At 61.5% G+C, this 24,913-nt stretch carries 29 protein-coding genes; 12 read left to right on the forward strand and 17 right to left on the reverse strand.

From position 1 onward, the window contains the following. Positions 1–4: 4 nt before the first annotated feature. Both PYR71_RS14775 and rpmB read right to left on the reverse strand, forming a co-directional pair. Positions 5–640, reverse strand: coding sequence for a VUT family protein (locus PYR71_RS14775; protein WP_275619880.1), 636 nt, complete (start codon positions 638–640; stop codon positions 5–7). 111 nt (positions 641–751) lie between these two features. Then, positions 752–1,051, reverse strand: a complete 300-nt coding sequence (rpmB, locus tag PYR71_RS14780) for a 50S ribosomal protein L28 (protein WP_004679586.1) — start codon at positions 1,049–1,051, stop codon at positions 752–754. 244 nt (positions 1,052–1,295) lie between these two features. Between rpmB and PYR71_RS14785 the strand changes: the two genes are divergently transcribed. Continuing rightward, positions 1,296–2,075 (forward strand): DUF3108 domain-containing protein, encoded by a 780-nt coding sequence (locus PYR71_RS14785; protein ID WP_183917160.1) that lies wholly within the window; start codon positions 1,296–1,298, stop codon positions 2,073–2,075. A gap of 33 nt (positions 2,076–2,108) precedes the next feature. Next, complete coding sequence (gene yddG / locus PYR71_RS14790; RefSeq protein ID WP_183917158.1) at positions 2,109–2,999, forward strand: aromatic amino acid exporter YddG; 891 nt, start codon at positions 2,109–2,111, stop codon at positions 2,997–2,999. 331 nt (positions 3,000–3,330) lie between these two features. On the opposite strand, the gene PYR71_RS14795 is transcribed toward yddG, so the two are convergent. After that, positions 3,331–3,753 carry a cupin domain-containing protein gene (locus tag PYR71_RS14795; protein WP_183917156.1) on the reverse strand — a complete coding sequence of 141 codons (423 nt, stop codon included), beginning with the start codon at positions 3,751–3,753 and terminating at the stop codon, positions 3,331–3,333. Next, entirely contained in the window at positions 3,753–4,523 is a 771-nt protein-coding gene (gene gloB / locus PYR71_RS14800) for a hydroxyacylglutathione hydrolase (protein ID WP_038691617.1), read from the reverse strand. The genes PYR71_RS14795 and gloB overlap by 1 nt, the downstream gene beginning before the upstream one ends. Positions 4,524–4,576: 53 nt before the next feature. On the opposite strand from gloB, the gene PYR71_RS14805 reads away from it, so the two are divergent. The 4 genes from PYR71_RS14805 to PYR71_RS14820 all read left to right on the forward strand — a co-directional run bounded on the left by PYR71_RS14805 (position 4,577) and on the right by PYR71_RS14820 (position 7,893). Beyond that, entirely contained in the window at positions 4,577–5,353 is a 777-nt protein-coding gene (locus PYR71_RS14805) for a class I SAM-dependent methyltransferase (RefSeq protein WP_183917154.1), read from the forward strand. A gap of 80 nt (positions 5,354–5,433) precedes the next feature. Then, positions 5,434–6,543: a histidinol-phosphate transaminase gene (hisC, locus tag PYR71_RS14810; RefSeq protein ID WP_275619881.1), complete on the forward strand. Its 1,110-nt coding sequence runs from the start codon at positions 5,434–5,436 to the stop codon at positions 6,541–6,543. Then, positions 6,540–7,466: a prephenate/arogenate dehydrogenase family protein gene (locus PYR71_RS14815; protein ID WP_275619882.1), complete on the forward strand. Its 927-nt coding sequence runs from the start codon at positions 6,540–6,542 to the stop codon at positions 7,464–7,466. The genes hisC and PYR71_RS14815 overlap by 4 nt, the downstream gene beginning before the upstream one ends. 7 nt (positions 7,467–7,473) lie before the next feature. Beyond that, entirely contained in the window at positions 7,474–7,893 is a 420-nt protein-coding gene (locus tag PYR71_RS14820) for a GNAT family N-acetyltransferase (protein WP_275619883.1), read from the forward strand. Between the two features lie 12 nt (positions 7,894–7,905). Here the strand turns inward: PYR71_RS14820 and PYR71_RS14825 are convergent, their stop codons facing one another. Continuing rightward, complete coding sequence (locus PYR71_RS14825) at positions 7,906–8,922, reverse strand: DUF2125 domain-containing protein (protein ID WP_275619884.1); 1,017 nt, start codon at positions 8,920–8,922, stop codon at positions 7,906–7,908. A gap of 49 nt (positions 8,923–8,971) precedes the next feature. Between PYR71_RS14825 and PYR71_RS14830 the strand changes: the two genes are divergently transcribed. Beyond that, positions 8,972–9,514, forward strand: coding sequence for a gamma-glutamylcyclotransferase (locus PYR71_RS14830; protein ID WP_275619885.1), 543 nt, complete (start codon positions 8,972–8,974; stop codon positions 9,512–9,514). A 74-nt stretch (positions 9,515–9,588) separates the two neighbouring features. Here the strand turns inward: PYR71_RS14830 and PYR71_RS14835 are convergent, their stop codons facing one another. From PYR71_RS14835 to ftsE, 4 genes are all read right to left on the reverse strand, one after another. Next, on the reverse strand, positions 9,589–10,386 hold the full coding sequence (locus PYR71_RS14835) for a lysophospholipid acyltransferase family protein (RefSeq protein WP_275619886.1): 798 nt from the start codon (positions 10,384–10,386) through the stop codon (positions 9,589–9,591). A gap of 197 nt (positions 10,387–10,583) precedes the next feature. Then, positions 10,584–11,300, reverse strand: coding sequence for a YdcF family protein (locus PYR71_RS14840; RefSeq protein ID WP_275619887.1), 717 nt, complete (start codon positions 11,298–11,300; stop codon positions 10,584–10,586). 67 nt (positions 11,301–11,367) lie between these two features. Beyond that, positions 11,368–12,381: a cell division protein FtsX gene (locus PYR71_RS14845; protein WP_275619888.1), complete on the reverse strand. Its 1,014-nt coding sequence runs from the start codon at positions 12,379–12,381 to the stop codon at positions 11,368–11,370. Then, positions 12,374–13,033 (reverse strand): cell division ATP-binding protein FtsE, encoded by a 660-nt coding sequence (ftsE, locus tag PYR71_RS14850; protein WP_183917138.1) that lies wholly within the window; start codon positions 13,031–13,033, stop codon positions 12,374–12,376. Before ftsE ends, PYR71_RS14845 begins: the two co-directional genes overlap by 8 nt. A gap of 206 nt (positions 13,034–13,239) precedes the next feature. Here ftsE and PYR71_RS14855 point away from each other — a divergent pair, with 206 nt between their 5' ends. Continuing rightward, entirely contained in the window at positions 13,240–13,884 is a 645-nt protein-coding gene (locus PYR71_RS14855; RefSeq protein ID WP_275619889.1) for a hypothetical protein, read from the forward strand. 24 nt (positions 13,885–13,908) lie between these two features. On the opposite strand, the gene PYR71_RS14860 is transcribed toward PYR71_RS14855, so the two are convergent. Both PYR71_RS14860 and PYR71_RS14865 read right to left on the reverse strand, forming a co-directional pair. Further along, positions 13,909–14,586, reverse strand: coding sequence for a translation factor GTPase family protein (locus PYR71_RS14860; RefSeq protein WP_323115724.1), 678 nt, complete (start codon positions 14,584–14,586; stop codon positions 13,909–13,911). A gap of 266 nt (positions 14,587–14,852) precedes the next feature. Beyond that, the gene (locus tag PYR71_RS14865; protein WP_275619890.1) at positions 14,853–15,290 is read right to left on the reverse strand and encodes a hypothetical protein; all 438 of its coding nucleotides are present in this window, start codon (positions 15,288–15,290) and stop codon (positions 14,853–14,855) included. Positions 15,291–15,637: 347 nt separating this feature from the next. Between PYR71_RS14865 and hpt the strand changes: the two genes are divergently transcribed. Both hpt and PYR71_RS14875 read left to right on the forward strand, forming a co-directional pair. Then, positions 15,638–16,180: a hypoxanthine phosphoribosyltransferase gene (hpt, locus tag PYR71_RS14870; RefSeq protein WP_183917134.1), complete on the forward strand. Its 543-nt coding sequence runs from the start codon at positions 15,638–15,640 to the stop codon at positions 16,178–16,180. A gap of 168 nt (positions 16,181–16,348) precedes the next feature. Beyond that, a complete protein-coding gene (locus PYR71_RS14875; RefSeq protein ID WP_275619891.1) occupies positions 16,349–16,708 on the forward strand; it encodes a response regulator in 360 nt (119 codons plus the stop codon). Between the two features lie 69 nt (positions 16,709–16,777). Here the strand turns inward: PYR71_RS14875 and PYR71_RS14880 are convergent, their stop codons facing one another. Further along, positions 16,778–19,426: a TIGR02302 family protein gene (locus PYR71_RS14880; RefSeq protein ID WP_275619892.1), complete on the reverse strand. Its 2,649-nt coding sequence runs from the start codon at positions 19,424–19,426 to the stop codon at positions 16,778–16,780. Between the two features lie 66 nt (positions 19,427–19,492). Between PYR71_RS14880 and PYR71_RS14885 the strand changes: the two genes are divergently transcribed. Then, positions 19,493–19,657, forward strand: coding sequence for a hypothetical protein (locus tag PYR71_RS14885; protein ID WP_275619893.1), 165 nt, complete (start codon positions 19,493–19,495; stop codon positions 19,655–19,657). A 35-nt stretch (positions 19,658–19,692) separates the two neighbouring features. On the opposite strand, the gene lysA is transcribed toward PYR71_RS14885, so the two are convergent. The 3 genes from lysA to argH form a co-directional block, all read right to left on the reverse strand. Next, positions 19,693–20,961 carry a diaminopimelate decarboxylase gene (gene lysA / locus PYR71_RS14890; RefSeq protein WP_275619894.1) on the reverse strand — a complete coding sequence of 423 codons (1,269 nt, stop codon included), beginning with the start codon at positions 20,959–20,961 and terminating at the stop codon, positions 19,693–19,695. A gap of 11 nt (positions 20,962–20,972) precedes the next feature. Then, the gene (gene lptM, locus PYR71_RS14895; RefSeq protein WP_004671378.1) at positions 20,973–21,167 is read right to left on the reverse strand and encodes an LPS translocon maturation chaperone LptM; all 195 of its coding nucleotides are present in this window, start codon (positions 21,165–21,167) and stop codon (positions 20,973–20,975) included. A 152-nt stretch (positions 21,168–21,319) separates the two neighbouring features. Then, positions 21,320–22,723, reverse strand: a complete 1,404-nt coding sequence (argH, locus tag PYR71_RS14900) for an argininosuccinate lyase (protein WP_183917124.1) — start codon at positions 22,721–22,723, stop codon at positions 21,320–21,322. Positions 22,724–22,746: 23 nt separating this feature from the next. Here argH and tlpA point away from each other — a divergent pair, with 23 nt between their 5' ends. Beyond that, complete coding sequence (tlpA, locus tag PYR71_RS14905; RefSeq protein WP_275619895.1) at positions 22,747–23,409, forward strand: thiol:disulfide interchange protein TlpA; 663 nt, start codon at positions 22,747–22,749, stop codon at positions 23,407–23,409. Between the two features lie 179 nt (positions 23,410–23,588). On the opposite strand, the gene PYR71_RS14910 is transcribed toward tlpA, so the two are convergent. Beyond that, entirely contained in the window at positions 23,589–24,470 is an 882-nt protein-coding gene (locus PYR71_RS14910; RefSeq protein ID WP_038691587.1) for a 3-hydroxybutyryl-CoA dehydrogenase, read from the reverse strand. Between the two features lie 140 nt (positions 24,471–24,610). After that, on the reverse strand, positions 24,611–24,913 hold a 303-nt coding region (locus PYR71_RS14915), incomplete at its 5' end, for an electron transfer flavoprotein subunit alpha/FixB family protein (RefSeq protein WP_275619896.1).

The raw sequence follows: 24,913 nt of genomic DNA on the forward strand, positions 1-24,913 counted from the left end.
AGACTTAGCCAGCGCGGACGGGCTGCATCGGCCGCAGCACGTTCATCAGTGCGCCATAAGGCAGCAGCATGACGAGGCCGACGATCATCTTGACGGCGAAATCGCCGATCGCCCAGGAAATCCAGCGCGGCGCCTCGGCAGCGAAAACGCCAAGGATGGGAGCCGCCTCCAGCGCAAAGGGCTCGTTCGGGCCGAGGACGACGAAAAACGCGGCGAAGGAAAGCGAAAAGAACATCACCGTGTCGAGCGCCGAGCCGATCAGCGAGCCGAGGAGCGGCGCGCGCCACCAAGCCTGGCGGCGAAGGCGGTTGAAGACGGCGATATCGAGCAGCTGGCCGGCGAGATAGGCCGAGCCGGAGGCGATGGCAATGCGCGGGGCCGAGGTGAAGAACGAGAGCGTCACGCCGACGACGAAACCGGCAAAGACAACCTTGCGGGCCGCCTGCGGGCCGAACTGGCGATTGGTCAGGTCGGTGATCAGGAAGGCGACCGGATAGGAGAAGGCGCCCCATGTCAGAATGTCGGCAAGGTTGATGCCGGCAACTTCGGCGTTCAGCGGAAACTGGACGAGGAAGTTGGAGGCGACGACGATCAGCGTCATCAGCGCGACATAGGCGATGGTATAGCGCGTCTTCAGCATTTTTTTATCCTGGGTGATGCCACCAGTTGGAGAGACGGGCCGGCAAAGCAAAAGGCTTGTCCGGTATCACCCGTTCAAGCCTTTGAAGCCGTATGCAAGAAGGGCGGAAGCTTAGGCGGCAACAGCCGCTTCGGCGGTCTTCTTGACGATCTGGCGGCGCAGCAGACGTGCGCGCATCGACAGTTCGTTTTCGCTGGCCTTCAGCAGGAAGGCATCGAGGCCGCCACGATGCTCGACGGAACGGAGAGCAGCAGCCGAAACGCGAAGACGATAACGCTGGTTGAGAGCGTCGGAAATCAGCGTTACCTGGCACAGGTTCGGCAGGAACCGGCGCTTGGTCTTGTTGTTGGCATGGCTGACATTGTTACCAGTCAGGACGGCCTTGCCGGTCAATTCGCACACGCGGGACATGGAACACCTATTCTTGTTTTTTCTCGGGCCATCGAATTGCCATCCCCGGCAAAACCGGGCTCGCAATCCAACAGGCATGATTGGAAAGTTGCGGTTCTATAGTCAGAGAGCCCGCTCGCGTCAAGCCAAACCTTGGCCTTTCCCGCAATTCTGTCAAAAAGCTGCTGTTTTCTTCCCGGCATGGCGGGAGTATAGAGCGTTTCGGCAAGGGCTGCCGCGCGCGGTGCAAGACAAGGCTTCACACATGGCTCATTCGGGCAGACGCATTTTCATTTCGGTCATCGCCGCGCTTCTTGCCATACCGGCATCGGCGGCCGAGATCCAGCACCGGACGGTATACCGGGTGACGCTTGCGGGCCTGCCGATCGCGCGCGCCGCGTTCCTGACGCAGATCGAGGACGATCACAGCTACACGATCGCCGGCGATATCAAATCCGCCGGCCTTGCCGATCTCGTCACGACCATTTCGGCAAAGACCAGCGTCAGCGGCGTCGTCCGTAACGACCGACTGCAGGCGCTGAAATATTCGCTCTACTACAAGAAAGGCAAGAAAGCCCGCGTCTACGAGGTCAGCTATCGCAACGGCGATATCATCTCGGCGACGACGACCCCGCCGCCGAAGCGGCCGAAGAACTGGATCGACGTTACGCCGCGCGACATGCGCTCCGTGCTCGATCCGATCTCCGGCCTGGTCTTCACCGGCGACACCAAAATCTGCCCGCAGACGCTGCCGATCTTCGATGGCGAGACGCGCATGGATCTCGTGCTCTCTCCGAAGGGCGACGAGGATTTTTCGACCGACGGCTTCAAGGGCAAGGCGGTCGTCTGCGGCGTCCGCTTTGTGCCGCGCTCGGGCTACAAGAAGGGCCGCAAGGATATCGACTATCTGAGCAAGAGCGACCGCATGGAAATCTGGTTTGCCAAGTCGGACGCGGCAAATGTATATGCTCCCGTCTATGTGCGCATCCCAACCGAATATGGGATGGTGACGATCACTGCCGTCAAATATGGCAGCGTCAGCTGACGGAGAGCTTTCGCCTCCGTGAAGGGGGGACAGGTGAAGCTTCGCGCGACGTTTATCGGTTTTACGGCCATTCTGATGTGGTCGTTCCTGGCGCTGTTTACGGCTGCTTCGGGCAAGATGCCGCCGTTCCAGCTTTCGGCCATGTGCTTTGCGATCGGCAGCGTCCCCGGCCTCGTCGTGCTCATTCTCAAGCCGTCGCGGCTGACGCTGTTGAAGCAGCCGGCAAAGGTGTGGCTGACCGGCATTGCCGGGCTCTTCGGCTACCATTTCCTCTATTTCACCGCGCTCAGGAACGCGCCGGCGGTGGAGGCGGGGCTGATCGCCTATCTCTGGCCGTTGCTGATCGTCGTCGGCTCGGCGTTGCTGCCGGGCGAACGGCTGCGCTGGTATCACGTGGCGGGCGCGCTGGCCGGCCTTTGCGGCACCTTCCTGATCGTCGGCCGCAATGGCATTGATTTCGACGGCGCCTATGCCGTCGGTTACGGCGCCGCCTTCCTCTGCGCCTTCACCTGGTCGGGCTATTCGTTGTTGACGCGGCGCTTCGAGGCGGTCTCCACCGACGTCGTCACCGGCTTCTGCCTTGCGACGTCAATCCTGTCGTTCTTCTGCCATCTCGGCCTCGAGACGACCGTCTGGCCGGCAACGGGCTTCGAATGGATCGCCGTCATCGGGCTTGGACTTTTGCCCGTCGGCGCTGCTTTCTACGCCTGGGATTACGGCGTCAAGAACGGCGATATCCAGATCCTCGGCGCGGCAAGTTATGCAGCCCCGCTGCTTTCGACGCTGATCTTGACGCTGTTCGGATTTGCCGAACCGAGCTGGCGGATCGCGCTCGCCTGCCTGCTCGTCACCGGCGGGGCGGTGCTGGCCGCTCAGGAGATGTTCCGTCGCAAGTCCGGGCTAAGGCCGGCCGCGGCGGAATAGGTCTTAGAGCCTTTCCTGGTTAGATTGAAGCATTCTGCCGGCCGGCGCGCGTCGTAGCCCGGCTCTACGGCCAAGCCGGCCGGTCCATCAGCCGGCCCGTTTCAGCCAACCCTCCCGCAGATTTTCCTGGCAAATCTGCGAGACTCAGAATCGCCGGACGCACTGATCGCTTCGCCACGGCGAAGCGGTGCGGCCGGTGGGCCGGGCATGTTTCCACCAGGATCAGAGGCGATCGGCTCGGACGTACCTTGGGGTATGCCCGTCGCCAATCGCCTCTGCCATGACGAAAACCTGCCCCCGGCAGAATGCTTCAATCTAACCAGGAAAGGCTCTAGCCGCCGGGCGTCCAGCCGGGCGGGGCCATTTCGAAGCTTGAAAATAGGAAACCGGGCGAAACGGTACAGCCGACCAGGGTGAAATCGCCAAGGGTCTCGGCCGATTGCCACCAATTGGCGGGAATGATCGCCTGCGGCCGCTCGCCTGCGATCAGATTCGGTCCGAGCGTCAGGGTCTCGCTTGCCGCCCCGTCCTGGGAGCGGTGCAGCGCCAGCGGCGCGCCGGTGTAGTAATGCCAGATTTCGGCGGCGTCGTGGACGCGATGCCAGTGCGAGCGCTGCCCGCTGGTCAGGAGGTAATAGATCGCGGTGGAATGTCCGCGCTCTCCGCCTGCCGTATCGCGGAATGTCTCGACGTACCAGCCGCCTTCCGGATGCGGCTGCATGCCAAGTTGCCGGACGATGTCCTCGGGCGACATCAGAAATTGTCCTTGCGCTTGCGGATCTCGGCGAAGACTTCCTCGTTCGTCTTGCCTTCCATGATCAGGTTGCGGCGGATCGCCGGATCGCCGGCGCGCAGGAACGGATTGGTTTCCTTTTCCAGTCCAAGCGTCGTCGGGATGGTGAACTTGCCCTCGGCGCGCAAAGCTTCGATCTCGGCGGCGCGGCTCTTCAGGCGTTCATTGTCGGGATCAACCGTCAGCGCGAAGCGGGCGTTGGAGAGCGTATATTCGTGGCCGAAATAGATGGCCGTCTCATCCGGCAGCACGGCAAGTTTCTGCAGCGAATGCCACATGTCGGCCGCGGGGCGCTCGAACAGGCGGCCGCAGCCGAGCGCAAACAGCGTGTCGGCGGCAAAAAGCAGCTTGTCGTCGACGAAGTGATAGCAGATGTGGCCGGCGGTGTGGCCCGGCGTCTCGATCACGTTGACCGTGTGGTTGCCGAAGAGGAACCTGTCGCCATCCGCCATCGTCCGGTCAAGGCCGGGAATGGCGACGGCCTCGTTGATCGGGCCGATGATTTCACAGCCGAACTGCTCCTTCAGCGCCAGATTTGCGGCGACGTGATCGGTGTGATGATGGGTGGTGAAGATATGCGTGATCTTCCAGCCGCGCCGTGTCGCCGCTTCCAGGATCGGGGCTTCCTCCGGCGCGTCGATCGCCGCGGTAAATCCCGTCTCCGGATCATGCACGAGAACGCCGAAATTATCGGTGCGGCAGAGAAAAACGTCTAATTCCAAAGGTTTCATCGTTCAATAATCCTTTGTCCTGCGAGTCTCGCGGGAATGTAGAGGTTCCGGCCTTGAAGTCCAACCGCCCGCTGATAACATTTATCGCAATGCACGCCGATATCGTCGACCTACGTCAGTTCTATCATTCCGACCTCGGGCGTTTTGCCGAGCAGTCGATCGCCATGGCGCTAGCCTCGCTCTGGGTGCGCCTGCCGCAGGAGCGTCTGGTCGGTCTCGGTTATGCCGTGCCCTTCCTCGATCGGTTCCAGGCCGATACCGAGCGCACCTTTGCCTTCATGCCGGCCGGGCAGGGCGCGGTGAACTGGCCGATGGGCTCGCTGTCGTCGACGACGCTGATTTTCGATGAGGAACTGCCGCTGCCCGATTCCTCGATCGACCGGGTGTTGATGGTGCATTCGCTGGAATTTGCGGAAAGCCCGCGCGAGACGCTGAAGGAACTCTGGCGGGTGCTGGCACCGGGCGGACGGCTGGTCATCGTCGTGCCGAACCGGCGCGGCGTCTGGGCCCGCATGGAGCATACGCCCTTCGGTTCGGGCCGGCCCTATTCGCGCGGTCAGTTGACGCATCTGCTGCGCGAGACGAATTTCACCCCGGGCGCGACGGCCGAAGCGCTGTTCTTTCCGCCCTCGAAGCTCAGGACCATCCTGCGGCTTCGCCGCGCCTTCGAGCGGATCGGCCGGACGCTGTGGCCGGCTTTTTCGGGCGTGATCATCGTCGAGGCGCAGAAGCGGCTCTATCAGGGACTGCCGGTAGCGGCACGCGCCTCCCGCCGCGTCTTCGTGCCGGTTCTCGCACCCCACGGCGTGCCGACGACGCGCAACCGGTAAGCCCGTTCCCGGCTCTCGACAAGAACCGCATTCCGCTTTAATGCCACTGGGTCATTTTCCGGAAAATCCAAGGTCGACCCATGAGCGTTGAGATCAGCAAGCCCGTTCCGCGTCCCGGTATTCTCGATATCGCATCCTATGTTCCGGGCAAAGAACATGCGCCGGGTGTTGCCCGCGTTTACAAGCTCTCTTCCAACGAAACGCCGCTCGGCGCCAGCCCGAAAGCGATCGAGGCGGTCAAGACCGCTGCCGATAATCTGGGACGTTATCCCGACGGGCAGGCGATCGAACTGCGCGAGGCGATCGCCGCCGTGCATGGCCTCAATCCGGCAAACATCCTCTGCGGCAATGGTTCGGACGAACTGCTCGGCCTGCTCTGCCATGTCTATCTCGGCGCCGGCGACGAGGGCATCATCACCGAGCACGGATTCCTGGTCTACAAGATCCAGATCATGGGCGCGGGCGCCACGCCTGTCGTCGTCAAGGAAAAGGACTATACCGTCGATGTCGACGCGATCCTTGCCGCGGTGACGGAAAGGACGAAGATCGTCTTCATCGCCAATCCCGGCAATCCCACCGGCACTTATGTTCCGGTGAGCGAAATCCGCCGCCTGCAGGCGGGCCTGCCGAAACACGTCGTCCTGGTGCTCGATGCGGCTTACGCCGAATATGTGCGCCGCAACGACTACGAAGCCGGAATCGAGGTCGTGTCTTCCAGCTCCAACGTGGTGATGACCCGCACCTTTTCGAAGGCCTACGGTCTGGCGGCGTTGCGCGTCGGTTGGATGTATGCGCCGGCCGAGGTCGTCGATGCGGTGAACCGCGTCCGTGCGCCGTTCAACCTGAATGCGGCGGCAATCGCTGCCGGTGCCGCGGCTATCCGTGACCAGGCTTTCGTGCAGCAGGCCGTCTCCTACAACCAGATGTGGGTGGAAACACTGACGGAGGCGCTGGAAGCGATCGGGCTTAAAGTCACGCCTTCGGTCGCCAATTTCATCCTCATCCATTTCCCTGAGATCGACGGCAAGCGTGCCGCCGATGCGGACGAACTTCTGACGAGCCGCGGTTACATTCTGCGCGCGGTGCGCAGCTACGGCTTTTCCAATGCGCTGCGGATGAGCATCGGTCCCGAAGAGGCCAATCGCGGTGTCATAGCAACCCTCCGCGAATTCATGGGACGTCAGGCATGAGCGTGCTGTTTGACCGGATCGCGCTGATCGGCATCGGCTTGATCGGCTCTTCGCTCGCCCACGACGTTCGCCGGCTCGGGTTGACGAAGCAGATCGTCGTTGCCACACGCAGCGCCGATACGCTGAAGCGTGCGGAGGAGCTTGGCCTCGGCGATCGCTATACGACCTCTTCGGCAGAGGCCGTCAAGGATGCCGACCTCATCATCGTTTCGGTGCCGGTCGGCGCTTCGGAAAGTGTGGCGAAGGAAATCGCTGGCAACCTGAAGTCCGGGGCGATCGTCACCGATGTCGGCTCGACCAAAGCGTCGGTCATCGCGCAGATGCAGCCGCATATGCCTGACAATGTGCATTTCATCCCCGGCCATCCGCTGGCCGGCACGGAAAAATCCGGCCCCGATGCCGGCTTCCCCGGCCTTTTCGAAGGCCGCTGGTGCATCTTCACGCCGGTCGCGGGCACCGACGAGACGGCGCTGAAGCGGCTGCGCGCATTTTGGGAGGCGCTCGGCTCAAAGGTCGACGAGATGGATGCGGAACACCACGACAAGGTGCTCGCGATCGTTTCGCACCTGCCGCATATCATCGCCTATAATATCGTCGGAACGGCCGACGATCTGGAGACGGTGACGGAATCGGAAGTCATCAAATATTCGGCTTCAGGTTTTCGCGATTTCACCCGCCTCGCCGCCTCCGACCCGACCATGTGGCGCGACGTCTGCCTGCACAATCGCGATGCGATCCTCGAAATGCTGGCGCGGTTCTCTGAAGATCTCGCCTATCTGCAGCGGGCGATCCGTTGGGGTGAAGGCGATAAGATTTTCGAGCTCTTCACCCGTACGCGCGCCATCCGCCGCTCGATCGTCCAGGCCGGTCAAGACGTCGACGCGCCGGATTTCGGCCGCCCTCACCCGCTGGACAAGAAGTAGCCGAGCGATGGTGGAGGTGGCGAGCGCCAGCCAGAAGGATATCGCTTGGCTTGTGCGCGAAGATGCCAACCTCGGTCAGCCATGGATATCGCGATGTGTGGCGCTCGGCGAATATCTCGTCGCCCGGGAGGACGGCGAGATGGTCGGTTTCCTGCGGTTCTCCCGCTTCTGGGGCAGAGTTCCCTATATGGAAATGATCCGCGTCCTTCCCGGTCATCGCCGGTCGGGTGTCGGGACGACGCTGTTTCTCGCCTGGGAGGCGGCGATGCGCGGCGAAGGCGCACGCCTGCTGATGACCTCGAGCGAATGCGACGAGAGCCGGCCGCAGGACTGGCATCGCCGCAACGGATTTATCGAAACCGGCGCAATCGAGCTGCCCGGTCTGCAATCGGTGCCCGAGGTTTTTTTCATCAAGCACATAGCCTGAGAAACGGGCTGGTCAGATCGGCGGTATCCGGCCGAGCGGGATGAAGCCGCTGACGGTGGCGTTGCCATGATCGACAATGAGATCTACCGACACCTTATCCTTGCCGCCGGCAAGTGATTTCAAGAGCTTGGTCGCCGTGTTGACGGTCGAGGCGATGTCGGGGAAGGTCTGCTTCAGGCTCTCGCCCCATGGTTCGAGCCGTTCGATCTCCAACTTGAATTTTCCCGACAGTAAACCCTGTTCGTCGAAGGAGAAGGGACCGGTCAGCGTCATGACCTTGCCGTCGCCGATGTTGGCAACGATGCGGCGCAGCTCGCCGGCAGAACCGTTGAGGCCATTCGGGTCGCTGCCGTCGATCAGGCCGGCCTTGCCGGCAACGGTCACATCGATGCTGGCGGAGAGTTTCGGGAAGACCTGGGGCCAGTCGGTGATTGCCGTATTCGCATCCTTCACGGAGATCGCGCCGTCGAGATCGGCGCCGTTCTGGCGCAGATGAATTTCCGTGCGGGCGGCATCGAAGCTCACCGTCTGGCCGGTGAAGGAAGAGACCGCCGTCGCCTTCAGCCCCTCGATGAGGATCGAGCTGCGGTCGATGCCCTTCAGTCTGGTCGCCAGGCTCGACTGCAGGTTCGCCCACTGAGCTGAGATCGAAAGGCCGTTGCTGGTGCGGATCTCGGCCGGCGAATCGAGTTCCCAGACGATATGGCCGGGCGCATAAACCTGGGCTGCCGAGCGCAGGGCGCCGAAGGTGGCGGAGACGCCGTTGACACTGTCGTCGACATCGACCTTCGAGCAGAACAGGCCGATGCGGAAGGGATAGCCGCGGAATTCGATATCGGAGCATTCGCCGCTGACGCCCGCTTGATCGCGCGGCGCGATCGCTTTCAGCACCGTGGTCTTCAACGCCGATGCCGCATAGAACCAGCCGCCGGTATAAAGCGTGATCGCCAGGAGAATACCTCCGCCCAGCAACCAGAATTTCTTGCCGCTGCTGGATTGACCGCTGCCGGATCGGCTTGACGCTGCCATGATGTTCTCCAATGGTGAATCGCAAAGTGATTCCGGTCTGGCGTGCGATATGGACGAATTTTGGGTGTTTGGCTACGGCTCGCTGATGTGGAATCCGGGCTTCGAGTTCCTTGAACGGGCAGAAGCCCTGGTGCATGGTTACAGGCGTTCGCTCTGTGTCCGTTCCTTCGTTCATCGCGGCACACGCGACAATCCGGGCCTCGTTCTCGGCCTCGACAGGGGCGGCGCCTGCCGCGGCATGGCCTTCCGTATTTCGCCGGACAGATGGGATGAGGTGATCGAGTATCTCCGCGCCCGCGAACTTGTCACCAATGTCTATCTGGAGCGCCGGGTTCGGCTGCAGTTTGCCGGCGGTCGCAGGACGCAGGCGGTTACCTATGTCGCTGATCGCGACCACGAGCAATATGCCGGCACGCTCGATACGCTCGCGGCGGCAAAGGTGGTGAACGAGGCCAGGGGTCAGTCCGGTCCGAACGATGCCTATGTCTTCAACACGCTTGCGCATCTGAGGCAGATGGGCATTCGCGATCAGTGGTTGGAGCAGGTCGTCAACGAGGTAGAACGGCTGCGGGCTGCCTGCACAATTCGCTAAATCGGTATCGATTTAAGCATGAAATTGTGCAGCAACTCAAAGTGTTACAGCGTCCTTTGCGCGTCTGAAAGACTTCAGGCCGTCGCCGCCTTCACTTTGCGCAGCTCTGTCAGCCTGGCGATCGCTGTCGGCGGCAACGGCAGATGCGGATTGCGTTCGATGGTGTCGAGCAAGAGCTCGTCGCTTGCTCGTTCGGTCACCTCGATCAGGTGCGCGAAGAAGGTGTCGGGATCCATTCCCGGCATGATCGGCGGCAGGATCCGTACCTTGAAATGGCCGGGATAACGGCGGATGCTCCGCCGCGGCCAGAAGAGGCCGGGATGCATCGCGACCGGCACGACGGGAATGCCAAGATCGCGGTACATGCGGGCGATGCCGTATTTATAGACCGGCTCGGCGCCCGGTGGGCGGCGGGTGCCCTCGGGATAGATGATGAGCTGGCGGCCGGTCGAAAGCTCTTCCCTCGTGCGTTTCAGCACATCCACCATCACCTTGCCGCGGGCGCCGCGATCGACCGGGATCATGCGCTGCTTTTTCGCATACCAGCCGAAGAGCGGAATCCACATGAGCTCGCGCTTCAGGATGTAGACCGGGTCCTTGAGTCTGGGCAGCAGCGCGTAGGTGTCCCAGAAGGACTGGTGCTTCGGCGCCAGGATATAGCTGCCGTCAGGCAGGTTCTCCAACCCCTCGATCTCAAAGGTCGTTCCGACGATCACGCGCATCAGCCAGTGATTGGAGCGCGCCCAGTTCTTCGGGATTTCATAGGCGGTTAGCCGCGGCACCACGAAATAATAGGGCGAGAGCACGATCATCCGGATGATGAGGTTGGCGTAGAAGATCGTGTTGAAGAGGACGGAACGCAGGGCGATCATGAAATTTTCCCGAGGCATGCTCACGCGACCGGCCTACACGATATTGCCCGTCATAAAAAGCATTTGATGGTGCCCCAGAACAGGATTCAGATTTTAAGCCGGACCTACAATCTGAATCCTGTTCTGGATTAAAGAGTTAGAACATGACGTCGTCCGAAAACCGCTCACACTTTTCGGCATCATGCTCAAGCAAAACCTCAGTCCGCGGCGGACACGCTGGCCGAGCGTAGCCCGGTGTGGCGGCCGAAGCCGGTGATGTTGCGGGCGCCGGCCAGCAGCACCTTCAGATATTCGGCCAGCATGACGCGCATCGCGTTCGGATCGGTGAACCAGTTGCTGGTCTTCAGATCTGAGTTGACGACGGGATAGGGGATGAACTCGATGTCGGGATCGACATAGGAAAGTTCGGCGAGGCTGCGCGGCATATGATAATTGTTGGTGACGACGAGCACGCTTCTGTATCCCTTGGCATGGATCCAGTTGGAGGTTTCCTCGGCATTGCCGATCGTGTCTATCGCATCATGACCGATATCGACGCAGCAGGAGAAGAGATCGGCCGAGCCCTGTGTCATCTTGCGGATCTGAGCCGGCGTCGTCGTCGGGTGGACGCCGGAGATCAGGAGCCGCTTGCCGGCACCCTTCTGCAGCAGTTCCACGGCCTGGTCGATGCGCTGGTAGCCCCCTGTCAGCACGACGATCGCGTCCGCCTTCGGCTCGACCGGGGGCTTAAGCGTCGTCACGGAATCGGCAAAGCGCAGGAAGCCGCCGAACACCAGGGCGATCGCCAGAACGCAACCAAAGCCGGCCCAGCGCAGCAGGCGGCGAATCGGCCCGCGTCGCGGCGGCAGGCCCGCCGGGCGATCAAGCTCTGGATCCTGCCGAATCGGGTTGGGTGTCGTATGGCCCATGGTCATGAATCGTGATTATACGCTGATTACGGCGTGGAACAGACGCTACAATGACAAAACGACACGGTCACGATCAACTTGCGATGCCGTCGGTGCGCGTCGGGTCCGAGCGCAATGTATCGATTTCATAGATCGTCCGCATGACGGTCAGCCGCGCCGTGACGGTCGTCAGCAGCGCGATGACGATCATGGTCGCGAAGATGCCGGCATAACCGAGTACGCCGACCGAAAAAGTGCCGAACAGCGCGGTTGCCTGATCCGTTTCCGGCGTCGCCAGGGTGCGGCTTTGCCAGAAGCCGGCCGTAGCGAAGAAGAGAGCGGCAAGCGCGCTGCCGATCGCCGAGCCCTTGAGGCTGATCTTGAGGAAATGCTTCTGGAATTCGGTGGCGACGAAAGAGCTTTCGGCGCCGACGAAATGCAGCACTTCGACGATGTGGCGATTGCCCGACAGCGCGCCGCGCGTGGCAAAGACGACGGTGAGCACCATGGCCGAAAAGACCAGGAGCAGAACGCCGGTGCCGATCAGCACCGTCGTGTGCGCCATGGACACCAGCCGGTCGACCCAGGTGCGATGATCGTCGAGGCTCGCCTGCGGGATGCTGTCCTTCAGGAGGCCGCGCATCGCCTCGAAATCCGGCGGGTTGCTCTTGTCGATGGTGATGACGACGAGGCGGGGGACGGGCAGATCCTTGAGGTCGAGGCCGGGGCCAAGCCAGGGTTCGAGCAGACGGGCGGTGGCCGCCTCGTCGACGATCTGGCCGCTTTTGGTGCCGACGAAGGTGAGCGCCAGGTCGCGCGCCTGCGTCAGCGCCTTTTCCATGTCGAGATTGTCGTCCGGCTTGATCTGGATGGTGATCTCGCGGGAGATCTGACTCTCCCAACTCGCCGCCGTCGAACGCACCATGCTGACGCCGCCGAGCGTCAGGCAGGCGAGAAAGGCCATGATCGATATCACCACCATCAGGGCATTGCCCTGGATGTTGGAGGGCGGCAGGATCGGCGCGGTCGGGCGCACGCGCATTTCCGGCCGCTTCTGCTGGGCCTGGGCCGGCGCCTTGTCTCGGTTTTTGGACGGGGGCTCAGTCATAGAGATCGAGATGCCCCTCCGAGAGGATCATGCGGCGGGCTTCCACCTGTTCCATCAACGCCAGGTCATGGGTGGCGATTACGACCGCCGTGCCGAGCCGGTTGAGCTCGAGGAAAAGATTGAGCAGGCGCCTGGCCATGGGCGGGTCGACATTGCCCGTGGGTTCGTCGGCCAGGAGGACTTCCGGCCGGTCCATCAGCGCCCGGGCGATGGCGGCGCGCTGTTTCTCGCCGCCGGAGAGCACCGGCGGCAGCACGTTGATGCGTTCGCCAAGGCCGACCCATTTCAACAGTTCCAGAACGTCTGTCTTGTAGGAACTCTCCTCCTTACCGCGCACCCGTAAGGGCAAAGCAACATTCTCATAGGTGGTGAGATGATCGAGCAGGCGAAAATCCTGGAAGACGATGCCGACGCGCCGGCGCAGCAGCGGCAGCTCCGGGCGGGGGATTTCGGAAATATCGCGCCCGAACATGCGGATCAGGCCGCGCGTCGGCTGCAGCGACATGAAGAGCAGCCGCAGCAGCGATGTCTTGCCCGCGCCCGACGGGCCGGTCAGGAACTGAAAGGATTTCTTCGGAATGTCGAAGGTCAGGTCCCGGAGGATTTCCGGGCCCATGCCGTAGCGCAAACCGACATTCTCGAAGTGGATCAACGGGCAGCTCAGTCTGTTGTGGGTTTCACGGTGCGACTTGTTAACCAACACCGTTAACAGCCGGTAAATTTTGCCGGAAAGACGCCCGTTTGATGGCGACCTTTGCGAAGCATTAACCATTAAAATTTACGACTGAGCAGGATTCGTTTCAATGCCAAGATTACCGCTGGCAGCGAAACCATGTGGACATCTGCGAGGCAGTCACCATGGAAGCATCCTTCTTCAGCCGCCGGACACCGGGCCAGGCCTATGATTTCCTGCCGCCCGAACCCGCAAGCCGCCAGTACCGCAATCCGCGTCCTGCCGATATTGCCGACGCCGAATTCGTCACGCTCGGTAAGGCGCGGCCGCGGGAATTCACCGCGAGGACCCATAACGACAACCGCAAGCGGGCAGGCGCCGCACAGCCGCCGCTTCGGCCGGCGATGGCCGCTTCTCTTCTGCGGGAGGCGGAAACCTGGCTGCAGCGCGCGTCGATTCGTAGTTTCGCCCTACTGGTGCTGGCGCTTGCCGTGCTCGTCTTCGGCCTTGCGGGTGGCTTCTCCGGCCTGTCGGGCGGTCGAGCTTATTCCGGAGCGCCGCTGCATTTCACCCATGTGACGGTGACGCCGCGTGACGCGAACGGAATGCGCGTGCTCGTCATCAACGGCATCATCGAAAACGACAGCGGCACGACGCAGACGCTGCAGCCGATTCGCGCCGATCTCGTGACTGACGAGCGGCTGACCGCGAGCATCGTCATCAACCCACCTGTTGATGTCATCTATGGCGGCCAGAGCCGAGGCTTTTCGGCGCGCGTCCAGCATGCCGGCGGAAAATTGCCAGAGGTCCGGCTTTCGTTCCTGCCGTAAAGAGCGCCGGCAAGACCAGTTTACTCAGCCCGATGCCAATCTGATTGCTGCGGCTGGTCGAAATGGAGGATCGGGATCTTCCGTCGGAACTTGCTCATAGTGATCGACCTGCATGGTGCAGATCGTAGCGCCCTTCGATAAGGTGCTCAGTTCGCTCTCGTAACCGAACGTATTTACCAGGGGCACCGTCGCATGCACCGCGACGGCGTCGCCGAAGACTAACTTGTCCACTATGCTGCCGCGACGCGACCTTAGGTCTGCGATAACTATGTCGGTATAATCCTGCGGAGTGACGACCTCGATTTTCATGATCGGCTCCATCAAGACGAAGCCGCCCAGCCGGAACGCTTCGATGAGAGCCCCGCTCGAAGCGACCTCGAAGGCTGGTGCAGACGAATCGAGATCATGGAAAGCACCGGCAATCAGTTGGACCTTGATGTCTACCGAGACTCCGTCAACCTCGTCCCGGCCGATCGCCGCTCTCGCACCATTTTCAATAGCCGGGATGTACGCGAATGGAATTGCGCCATCGACGATCTGCGACGTGAAATCAACGCCGTCGCCCGGCTCACTCGGCTCCACAATCAAAATCACGCGAGCAAACTCGCCGGTTGCGCCGATCTGCTTCTTGTGGGTGTAGTCGACCGCGACCGTTCTTGCGATCGTCTTGCGAGAAATGACCTGGGTGGGCCGACTTCGCAGTCGATTCCGTAAATCCGCCTGATTATATCAACCTTCGCGTCGACATCCGCCTCGCTTGCCCCGTCGCGATCGCAAAACCGCTTTCGTGGTCGATCCAAACGCGCGGCAGGAGGTTTCCCTCAGCACAGGAGCGAAGCCCCCGCTCCAATCTCTCCCTATCTTTTTCGGATCGGGGCAATATTGAAATTCGAACCAGATCATCAGGTATTTTGCTCATGGGAATTTCCTGAGAACGCTGCTTACGCAAAAGAATACGGTTGCCCACTCTATGATCTTGTTGCGCCTGTCTTTTCCACCTGGGACCGCTCGCCGAAGGCGGTTGCAATGATCCCATGGGCCGGATGATCCAAGTCGTAGAAGACGGCAGCGATGTGCGCCACCAAAGAATCCGCGTTCAAAGGCAGCCCGGCCGCCTGAACCGCCTCGGCCTGTTCCCTAATCAGGCTATCCAGCGCATTGCGATCATAGACGTAGAGCGCCCCGCTATGGATCATGGAGTGTCTCGTGGTGAACTCAGCCACTGCAAGGCCCCGTTTTACTAGAGAAGCAGCAAGAGCTTTCGAGGTCGTCTTCAAAAAGCGCTTGATCGTAGAGCGTGGCAAATATCCGATGGGCTTCAGCGGTCCCACGTCAGTGAGATCGCGCAGTAGTTTCTCAATCATTTCATTTGGAATGATGTCGTTTTCTTCCCCACAAGTGTTCATTGTCGAATCCGCCGGCGGCCATTTGTTGATCGATCTTGTGGCCAACTGAGAAAAAGTACTGCCTTCGCGTATGATGGTAATCCCTTTACCGCAAGTTGCAATTAGCCTCGAAGGAACTAGGGCAGACAGGATGTATGTCGGGTCGAGACAGGATGCTGCAAATCACGGGGATCGTTGGTGCCGGAATAGATGGGGCTCTGTCGGCATCGAAGCCGGATCGATCATGTCCGCGAGCGACCGCTGCCGGCATTTTCTGCCAATTCCGCCCTAAATTTCATGACCTGCGAGGCTGTTTCAGGAGCGCATATGTGCTAACGGCTTACCCTTCTTTTCATGGAGCAAGTCTTATGCCTGTCGTGCGCGGAAAAAATATCGAGCCGCTCTTCACCGCCGAACAGATTGCCGAACGCAATCGTGCGATGGCGCGGGAGATCGCCAACGGTCCGACCAAGGATCTGCTCGTCATCGCCGTGCTCAAAGGCTCCTTCATCTTCGCCGCTGACCTGATCCGCGCCCTGCACGACACCGGGCTTGCCCCGGAGGTCGAGTTCATCACGTTGTCGAGCTATGGAAGCGGCACGGTCTCCCAGGGCGTGCGCATCGTCAAGGATATCGACAGCGATGTGCATGGCCGCGACGTCCTGTTGATCGACGATATTCTCGAATCCGGCCGGACGCTGCTTTTTGCCAAGGAACTGCTGTTCGAGCGTGGCGCACGCAACGTCACGATCGCCGTGCTGCTCGACAAGCGCGTCAAGCGCAAGGAAAAGCTGGAGGCCGATTATGTCGGCTTCGAATGCCCTGACTATTTCGTCGTTGGCTACGGCATGGATGTCGCGTATGCCTTTCGTGAACTGCCCTTCGTCGGCGTGGTGACCGGCGACGCCTGAATGATCGGGAGTATTGCAGCGCCTTCGCACGTCTGAAAGAGGCGCCGCGCTGCGCTGCCGCTCGAGACGGGTTGTTAACCATCCCGCCCATCGCTTCGCCATCTTTACCGATCGAAAAGGAAAGTCTGGTGATTTCCGTCGCGGGGCTGAAGACGGAGCAATGCACATATGGCAAGAATTCTGATTACGGAAGACGAGGACTCCCTGCGGTCTTTCGTAGCCCGGGCGCTCAGGCTCGACGGTCACGAGACGGATGAAGCGGCCGATGGCGCCGAGGGGCTGGAGAAGCTCAAGGATGGGGTCTACGACCTGCTGCTTTCTGATATCCGCATGCCTGTGATGGACGGCATCGAGCTCGCCCACCAGGCCAAGGATGCCTTTCCTGCTTTGAAGATCCTGCTGATGACCGGCTATGCCGAGCAGCGCGAACGAGCCGACGATCTTGCCGAAAAGATCATCGACGTCGTCGCCAAACCATTCGCGCTTCCCGATATCCGCAAGGCGATTGCCCGGGCGCTGGTCGCCTAACGCTTGTTCGGAATTTCACGCATAACCCCGAAAATCGATTGCGATTTTCGGGGTTATGCGCTTGAGCGCCTATTGGATATCCAGTAGCCGTTCGAGATATCGCCGTTCCATTTCCTGCGGCGGATTGTTGCCGAGCTTTTCGCGGATCGCATCGAGGATTTCCCGCGCCCGCTGAACGTCGATTTCGTCAGGCACCTTCACGCCGTCGTCCTCGATATATCTCTCGCTCATGCGCGGCCGGCCGAGCGGATCGCGGCCGTTCTGCTCGCCCTGGCCGACCTGGCCGTTCGGGCCTTGCCCCTGCTGGCCCTGCTGCGCCTGCATCATCTGGTTCATCATGTCACGGGCGCCCTGGCGAAGCGCTTCCAGCGCGCGACCCTGGTTTTCGATGGCAGGTTGGCCGCGGCCCTGGCCGAGTTCGCGGCCGGCGCCTTCCATCTCGCGTTGCGCCTGGCCGAAGCCGGGACCGGGCTTCATGCCCATCTCGCCCAGCTTTTTCTGCAATTCACCCAGCTGCTTGCCGAGCCCATCCTGCTGGGCGCGCAGCTGTTTTAGCGCCTCGCGCAGTTGTTCGGCCGTCATCTGGTCGGAGGGCTGCTGGCCTTCATTGCCTTGCTGGCCCTGTTGCTGCTGCGGCTCGCCGTTTTCGCCGGGGGCCATCTCGTCGAGCAGCGGATCGTTTTCGCCCATATCGGGTTCGCCGCGCTGCATGCGGTCCTTGAGCTGCTGATCGAGTCGGAAGGTCTGTTCCATCAGCTTCTGTTGGTCGCGCAGGATTTGGCCAAGCTTGTCGATCTGCTTGCGGGCCTCACTGTTCTCCTGGCTCTGCTGGCCGCGCTGCGGCCGGCCGGCCTGTAGATTGTTCATCATGCGCTGCAATTCCGACAGCATCTGCTGGGCCGCGTCGCGGTTGCCGGAGCGGGCGAGATTTTCGATCTGGTCCATCATCCGTTCCAGGTCCTGCTGGCGCAGGATGTTCTGGGCATTCTGGTTCGGCTGCATAGGCGCATTCTGCATGCGCTCGGCAAGCTCGCTCAGATAGTCCTGCATCGCCTTGCGCAGTTCGTCCATAAGCTTCTTGATCTCTTCATCCGGGGCGTTGCGGTTCAATGCATCCGCAAGATTCTGCTGGGCCTGGCGCAGCTTGCGCTCAGCAAGGGAAAGATCGCCGTCCTCCATGCCGAGCGCGATTTCCCAGAGATATTGGGCCGTATCCTTCAGCGCCTCCTCGCTCTTTGCGAGCTTCATGCGCGCCAAGGCGGATTCCAGCAACAGGTAGTTGGTGAGCTTGGGGATGGTCTCCTCGGGACGGATGGTCAGCGCTTCGTTCAGAGCGATCGCTTGCGGCATCTTGCGGGTGTCGAGGGCGAAAACCTGCCGTTCCTCGGCGACGGCTGCGGCAAGCGGCTCATTGAAGGGCCGCGACGGCAGCGTCATCTCATGCGGCGGGCTGCGGCCGGTCTGGCCAGCTCCGTCCTTAGCAACAAGCGTCACGCGCACGCGTTTACCGGCGAGCGGATGTTCGGTCAGGTTCCGACTGGTCACACCCCTGGCGTCACGGGCGTTGCGGCGGGGGATATCCAGCCTGTACTCGGGCAACGGGTAAAGAGGCGTTGCTTTCGGATCGGTTTCGAGCGGTACGATCTCCGCATGAGCCTCTTGGACGCCGTAGTCGTCCTTGACGGTGAAACCAATTTCAAGCGCGCCGTTGACGCTGCGCTTCGGCAAGCCGTCAAAGGCAATTTCCGGCGCCTTGTCGGGAAGGATGTCGAAGCTCCAGCGGCGGCCGTTGACTTCGAGCGTGCCGTTCTCCTCGAGCTTCATCACATGCGTCTGCGCGATGGCGGCCTGGCCGGCCGGTGCGGCATCCGGCTGGTTGCCGGCCGTCGCAGCTGTCTGGCCCGGGCTTGCGTCCGCCTGCGCGGCGATCTCCAGCGTCTGACCGTTCGCTTTGCGGAACACGACCTTTTCGGCCGTCTTTCCACCGCTGACGCGCACGGTAAGAGCGGAAAACTTCGGAATGTCGATCGGCGCCTGTTCACTGCCGTCGGCGGTAAGGTAGACGGGCGCGCGGCCGGTATAGGAAGGCGGCGCCACCCAAGCGTCGATGCGCACCGCCGGGTCGACCGTCACCTGTTCGGGTGCTGCCTGCAATGCGTCACTGACTGAACCGCCATTGATCGACAGCGAGTAAGCAAAGGCCGTGACGACAAGCAGCGCCGGAATGGCGCGAAGGGCGAAACGGTCATGCCCGGCAATGTCAGGCCTCGGCATGCCGGCGTCGAGCGCTGCGATCTTTTCGGCCATGCGCAGCTGGTGCTCGCGCCAAAGCGCCAGGGCGAAGGGCGCATCGAAGGCCGGTTCGTCTTCCTGGACGGTGACCGGCTGGTGCGGCAAGCCGTTGCGCTCTTCCAACATGCGGTCGGCTTCGGCAATCCTCGGCCAGCGCAGATTGCGGAAGGGAAGGAGCGCTACGAGCAAAGCGAGAGCGAAAGCGATCAGCAGAAGGATGCGCAACCAGTCTGGCACGCTGCGGAAGACGCCGAACCAGGAGGCGGAAAGATAAAGCGCGGCGACCGACAGGACCGGCAACAGAGGCGGCAGCAGCTGCTCGCAAAAAAGCACGATGCGCGCCAGCAGACGTTTCGTCGTTACCAGCCGGGCGAGGGCAGGGCGGAGCGCAAATGCACCTTTCTTCTGCCTGAAGGGGCTTGTCATCGGTCCGGTCTCCGCGATCTCAAGTGGAACAGAGGGCGCTTCCGGCGATTGCGGGGCAATACGCTCATGGCCGGCAAGGATAACACTCTTTGTGGCGAAGGCGAGGGCGAGCCGCCGGCAATACCGGCTTTTCACGTTTATTCGCCAAAAAGTGATGGTCTACCTGAAGCGCGTCGCGATTTTTCAGGTCGCTTTCCGGCGCTTTGGGTCTTTGTTTTGCGCACGCGGTGATCGTAAAACCGCCGCACACGTTACGTGACATGCTTTTAGTCGAGCCAGGCGGGAACGGAGTCGAGGCTGATCAGCTCGGCATAGGTTCTACGCGGTCGTATCGCATGGAAATCGCTGCCCTTGACCAGAACTTCGGGGATCAGCAGGCGGCTGTTATAGGTGCCGGCCTGGACCGCGCCATAAGCGCCGGCAGTGCTTACGGCCAGCAGATCACCGGGTTTCGGCATTGCCATTTCGCGGTCGAGCGCCAGATAGTCGCCGGTCTCGCAGACGGGGCCGACGACGTCGGCGCGGATGCGCGGCGCATTAGCCGCCGAAATCGTCACCGGGCGGATTTCGTGATAGGCCTCGTAGAGCGTCGGGCGAATGAGATCATTCATCGCGCCGTCGACGATGACGAAGGTCTTCTCGCCGCCGTCCTTCACATAAAGCACCTCGGTCACCAGAATACCGGCATTGCCGACGATCAGGCGGCCGGGCTCGGTGATAACCTTGCAGTCCAGATCGCGCAGCTGGTTCTTGACGATCGCTGCGTAGGCATCCGGCAGCGGCGGCGGATTGTTGTCGTCCTTATAGGGGACGCCCAGGCCGCCGCCGATATCGACATGATCGATCGTGTGGCCGTCGGCGCGGAGCGTCGCGACAAGGTCGCGCAGCAGCTTGAATGCGTCGTCGAAAGGTTGCAGCTCGGTGATCTGACTGCCGATATGCATGTCGATGCCGGTGACCTCGATGCCGGGCAGCTTGGCGGCATGGGCGTAGATCGCGCGGGCGCGCTCCCAGGAGATGCCGAACTTGTTTTCCTTCTTGCCGGTCGAGATCTTCGAATGCGTCTTGGCGTCGACATCCGGGTTGATGCGGAAAGAGACGGGGGCCTTCTTTCCGGCGCTGACGGCGCGTTGGTTGAGGATTTCGAGCTCGGGTTCGGACTCGACGTTGAAGCAGTAGATGCCGGCCTCGAGAGCGAAATCCATCTCGGATGGGGTCTTGCCGACGCCTGAAAACATGATGCGACTTGCCGGAATGTCGGCCGCGAGCGCGCGACGCAATTCCCCTTCCGAGACGACGTCGATGCCGGCGCCGAGGCGGCCCAGCGTCTTCAGCACTGCCTGGTTCGAATTCGCCTTCATCGCGTAGCAGACCATCGAGTCCATATCGGCGAAGGCTTCGGAGAAGACCCGGTAATGGCGTTCCAGGGTGGCGGTGGAATAGACGTAGAACGGCGTGCCGACCGCCTTGGCGATCTCGGGAACGGGAACGTTCTCGGCGTGAAGGATGCCGTCGCGGTGCTCGAAATGGTTCACGGGCTTATGCCTTAAAGAAGAGGATCGAGAAGGAAGGGCTTGTCAACGGTTCCCGGCTGTTTCGTCGGCTTGGAAACGTCGCCTTCTTTCGTTGCCGCAGCACTCGGCGGGTCGAGATCGCCCTTACGCCCGCATCCGGCAACGGCAAGGCCGATGACGGCGATGACTGCCGTCAAGCGAATGAGGTGCGGCAAGCTCTTCTGCATGGATATCCTCTTGGACGAGATATGACAGACATCGTTCATTCCGAACGACGGACATCTTCATAGCGAAGTTTCTCCGCCTTGTGCACCCTGATTGTTGCACGGTCTTTCCCGTGCGGGGGAAGGGCGAAGCGGCGTTTCGCTTCGCCTTTCTTTCAGTTGCGGGCGCGCCAGAAGGCGATCTGCTTGCGCACTTCGGAGGGGGCCGTGCCGCCGAAGCTCTTGCGGCTGGCGACCGAGGCTTCGACCGTCAGAACGTCATAGACCGTGTCGGTGATTGCGGAATGGATCGCCTGTAGGTCGACGAGCGGCAGCTCGGCCAGGTCGCAGCCCTTGCTTTCGGCCAGCGCGACGGCGCGGCCGGTGACGTGATGGGCATCGCGGAAGGGCAGGCCGGCTTCGCGCACCAGCCAGTCGGCAAGATCGGTCGCCGTCGAGAAGCCGGAGCCGGCCGCCGCCTTCATGCGCGCGGTGTTGACGGTCATGTCGCGCACCATGCCGGTCATGGCGGCAATGGCCAGCTCCAGGCTCTCGGCTGCGTCGAAGACCTGTTCCTTGTCCTCCTGCATGTCCTTGGAATAGGCGAGCGGTAGGCCCTTCATGATCGTCAGCAGCGCGATCAGCGAGCCGTTGATGCGGCCGGTCTTGGCGCGCACCAGTTCGGCCGCATCCGGGTTCTTCTTCTGCGGCATGATCGAGGAGCCGGTCGAGAAGGCGTCGGAGAGGCGCACGAAGCCGAACTGCGGCGTCGACCAGATGACGATCTCTTCGGCCAGGCGCGACAGATGCATGCCCGTGATCGCGGCGATCGCCAGGAACTCGATGGCGAAATCGCGGTCCGAGACCGTGTCGATGGAATTGCGGGTGGGCTCGCGGAAACCGAGCGCCTTGGCCGTCATGTGGCGGTCGATGGGATAACCGGTGCCGGCAAGGGCGGCAGCACCGATCGGGCTTTCGTCCAGATGTTCGATGGCATGACGCACGCGCGAGCGGTCACGGCCGAACATTTCCACATAGGCCATGCAGTGATGACCGAAGGTGACGGGCTGGGCGGTCTGCAAATGGGTGAAGCCCGGCATGACGCTTTCGGCATGTTCCTCGGCGCGATCGAGGAAGGCGGCAATCAGGCCGGTCAGCATCTTCTCGGTCTTCTCGAGCTCTTCTTTCACCCAGAGGCGGAAGTCGAGCGCCACCTGGTCGTTGCGCGAGCGGGCGGTATGCAGCCGGCCGGCAGCCGGTCCGATCAGCGTCGCCAGGCGCGCCTCGATATTCATGTGGATGTCTTCGAGCCGGCGCGAGAATTCGAAATTGCCGCTTTCGATTTCTGACAGGATCGTGTTTAGCCCGTGAACGATCTTGTCCTTATCCTCGGCCGAAATGATCCCCTGATGGGCGAGCATTGTCGCGTGGGCGATGGAACCGCGGATGTCCTGCGCGAATAGCTTCTTGTCGAAACCGATCGAGGCATTTATCTCCTCCATGATCGCGTCCGGGCCGGAGGCGAAGCGCCCACCCCACATCTGGTTGGAGGATTTGGTGTCCGTGTTGCTCTCGGCCATGGATGCCCGTCCTGGAGAATGAAATGACGACAAAAAAACCCTTCGGTCTGCCGTCCGTAAAACTGATCGCAATCGCCGCCGTTGCAGGCGTTATTGCCGGTGCGGCAGCGGTATACGTGAAGGAGACGGGGATTGGCAATGGCATCGGCGATACGGCTTCGGCCGAATGCCCGCTGGCGCGGGAGCGCGCCGCCACTTTGGCGCCGCTGATGAAGGGGCAGGTTGCCGCGATGGTCGCCGCCAGCGAGCCGCGCAAGCTGACCGCGGTGTCCTTCAACGGCCCCGACGGCAAGCCGCTGACGCTCGACCATTTCGCCGGCAAGACCGTGCTGCTCAATCTCTGGGCCACGTGGTGCGTGCCCTGCCGCGAAGAGATGCCGGCGCTGAACGCACTGGAAAAGCAAATGGGCGGCGACAAATTCCAGGTCGTGCCGGTTAATATCGATACCGGTGATGACGAAAAGCCGAAGACTTTCCTGGCCGAGACGGGCGTCGATGCGCTGCAGCTTTATCGCGACAATACGATCGGCGTCTTCAATGGCCTCAAGAAGGAAGGTCTCGCCTTCGGCCTGCCGGTGACGCTGCTGCTCGACGACAAGGGCTGCCTGATCTCCGCCATGAACGGACCCGCCGCCTGGGACAGCGAGGACGCCAAGACTTTGATCAAGGGTGCGATCGGATCGTGAGGATAGCGGTCAGGAGTCGCCATTTCCTCTGATCAGGAAAACGCCGGCAATTCCGATAAGGACGCAGCATTGCAGCAGGAACATCGGTGTTTCGGTCCACATGGCGTTTCCCCCCATTCGCGGCAAGGAAAGCATTTCGCGGGCGTCCGGTCCATTCGCCCGTTTTGGTGATGCCCCGCTTACCGCGTCGGGACAGGCACTTCGCCGCGATAGTCGTAAAAGCCGCGGCCGGATTTGCGTCCGAGCCAGCCGGCTTCGACATATTTCACCAGCAACGGGCAGGGGCGATATTTCGAGTCCGCCAGGCCGTCATGCAGCACCTGCATGATCGACAGGCAGGTGTCGAGGCCGATGAAATCGGCAAGCTGCAGCGGCCCCATCGGATGGTTGGCGCCGAGCTTCATCGCCGTATCGATGGCGTCGACCGTGCCGACACCTTCATAGAGCGTGTAGATCGCTTCGTTGATCATCGGCAGCAGGATGCGGTTGACGATGAAGGCCGGGAAGTCCTCGGCGACGGTAATGGTCTTTTCCAGCGTGCCGACGAATTCCTTGGCGGCGGAGAAGGTCTTCTCATCGGTGGCGATGCCGCGCACCAGTTCGACCAGCTTCATGACCGGCACCGGGTTCATGAAATGAATGCCCATGAAGCGTTCGGGGCGGTCGGTGGCGGCGGCAAGCCGGGTAATCGAAAGCGACGAGGTGTTGGTGGCCAGCAGCGCTTCCGGCTTCATCACCGGACAAACCTGACTATAAATCTTGCGCTTGACGCTTTCGTCCTCGGTGGCCGCCTCGATGACGAGATCGGACGGGGCGAGGTCGTTGACATCGGCGGAGCCGGTGATGCGCGACAAGGTCGATTTACGTTCCTCATCCGTCATCTTGCCGTTCGTCACCAGGCGGGCAAGATTGCCGTTGATGGTGGCAAGGCCGGATTCGATGCGGTCCTGCGAGAGATCGTAGATGTGGACCCTGTACCCTGCGGCGGCCGAAACATGCGCGATGCCGCAGCCCATCTGGCCGGCACCGATGATCCCAATATTCTTCAACACCGCACTCATCTCCAAACCCCCGCTCGGCAGTCGCCCCCGCGTTGCCGCATTATTTTAGCATTACTGCCGGACGAAAGATCGCCCGGCAGCAGATAAAAGACAATTTTCCAGTCATTCGCAAGTGCGAAAGAAAAAAGCACTTGCTCTCGTTAGAGCGCCTTCTGTAATTCCGGCAGGGCGTCGAAGAGATCGGCGACGAGGCCGTAGTCGGCGACCTGGAAGATCGGCGCCTCCTCGTCCTTGTTGATGGCGACGATCACCTTCGAATCCTTCATGCCGGCCAGATGCTGGATGGCGCCGGAGATGCCGGCAGCGATATAGAGATCGGGCGCCACCACCTTGCCGGTCTGGCCGACCTGCCAGTCGTTCGGGGCGTAACCGGCATCGACGGCGGCGCGGCTGGCGCCGACGGCAGCCCCGAGCTTGTCGGCAACCGGCAGGATGACTTGCCT

Origin of the sequence: Rhizobium mulingense (genome assembly GCF_029194105.1) — a bacterium.
Classification (GTDB): Bacteria; Pseudomonadota; Alphaproteobacteria; order Rhizobiales; family Rhizobiaceae; genus Rhizobium; species Rhizobium mulingense.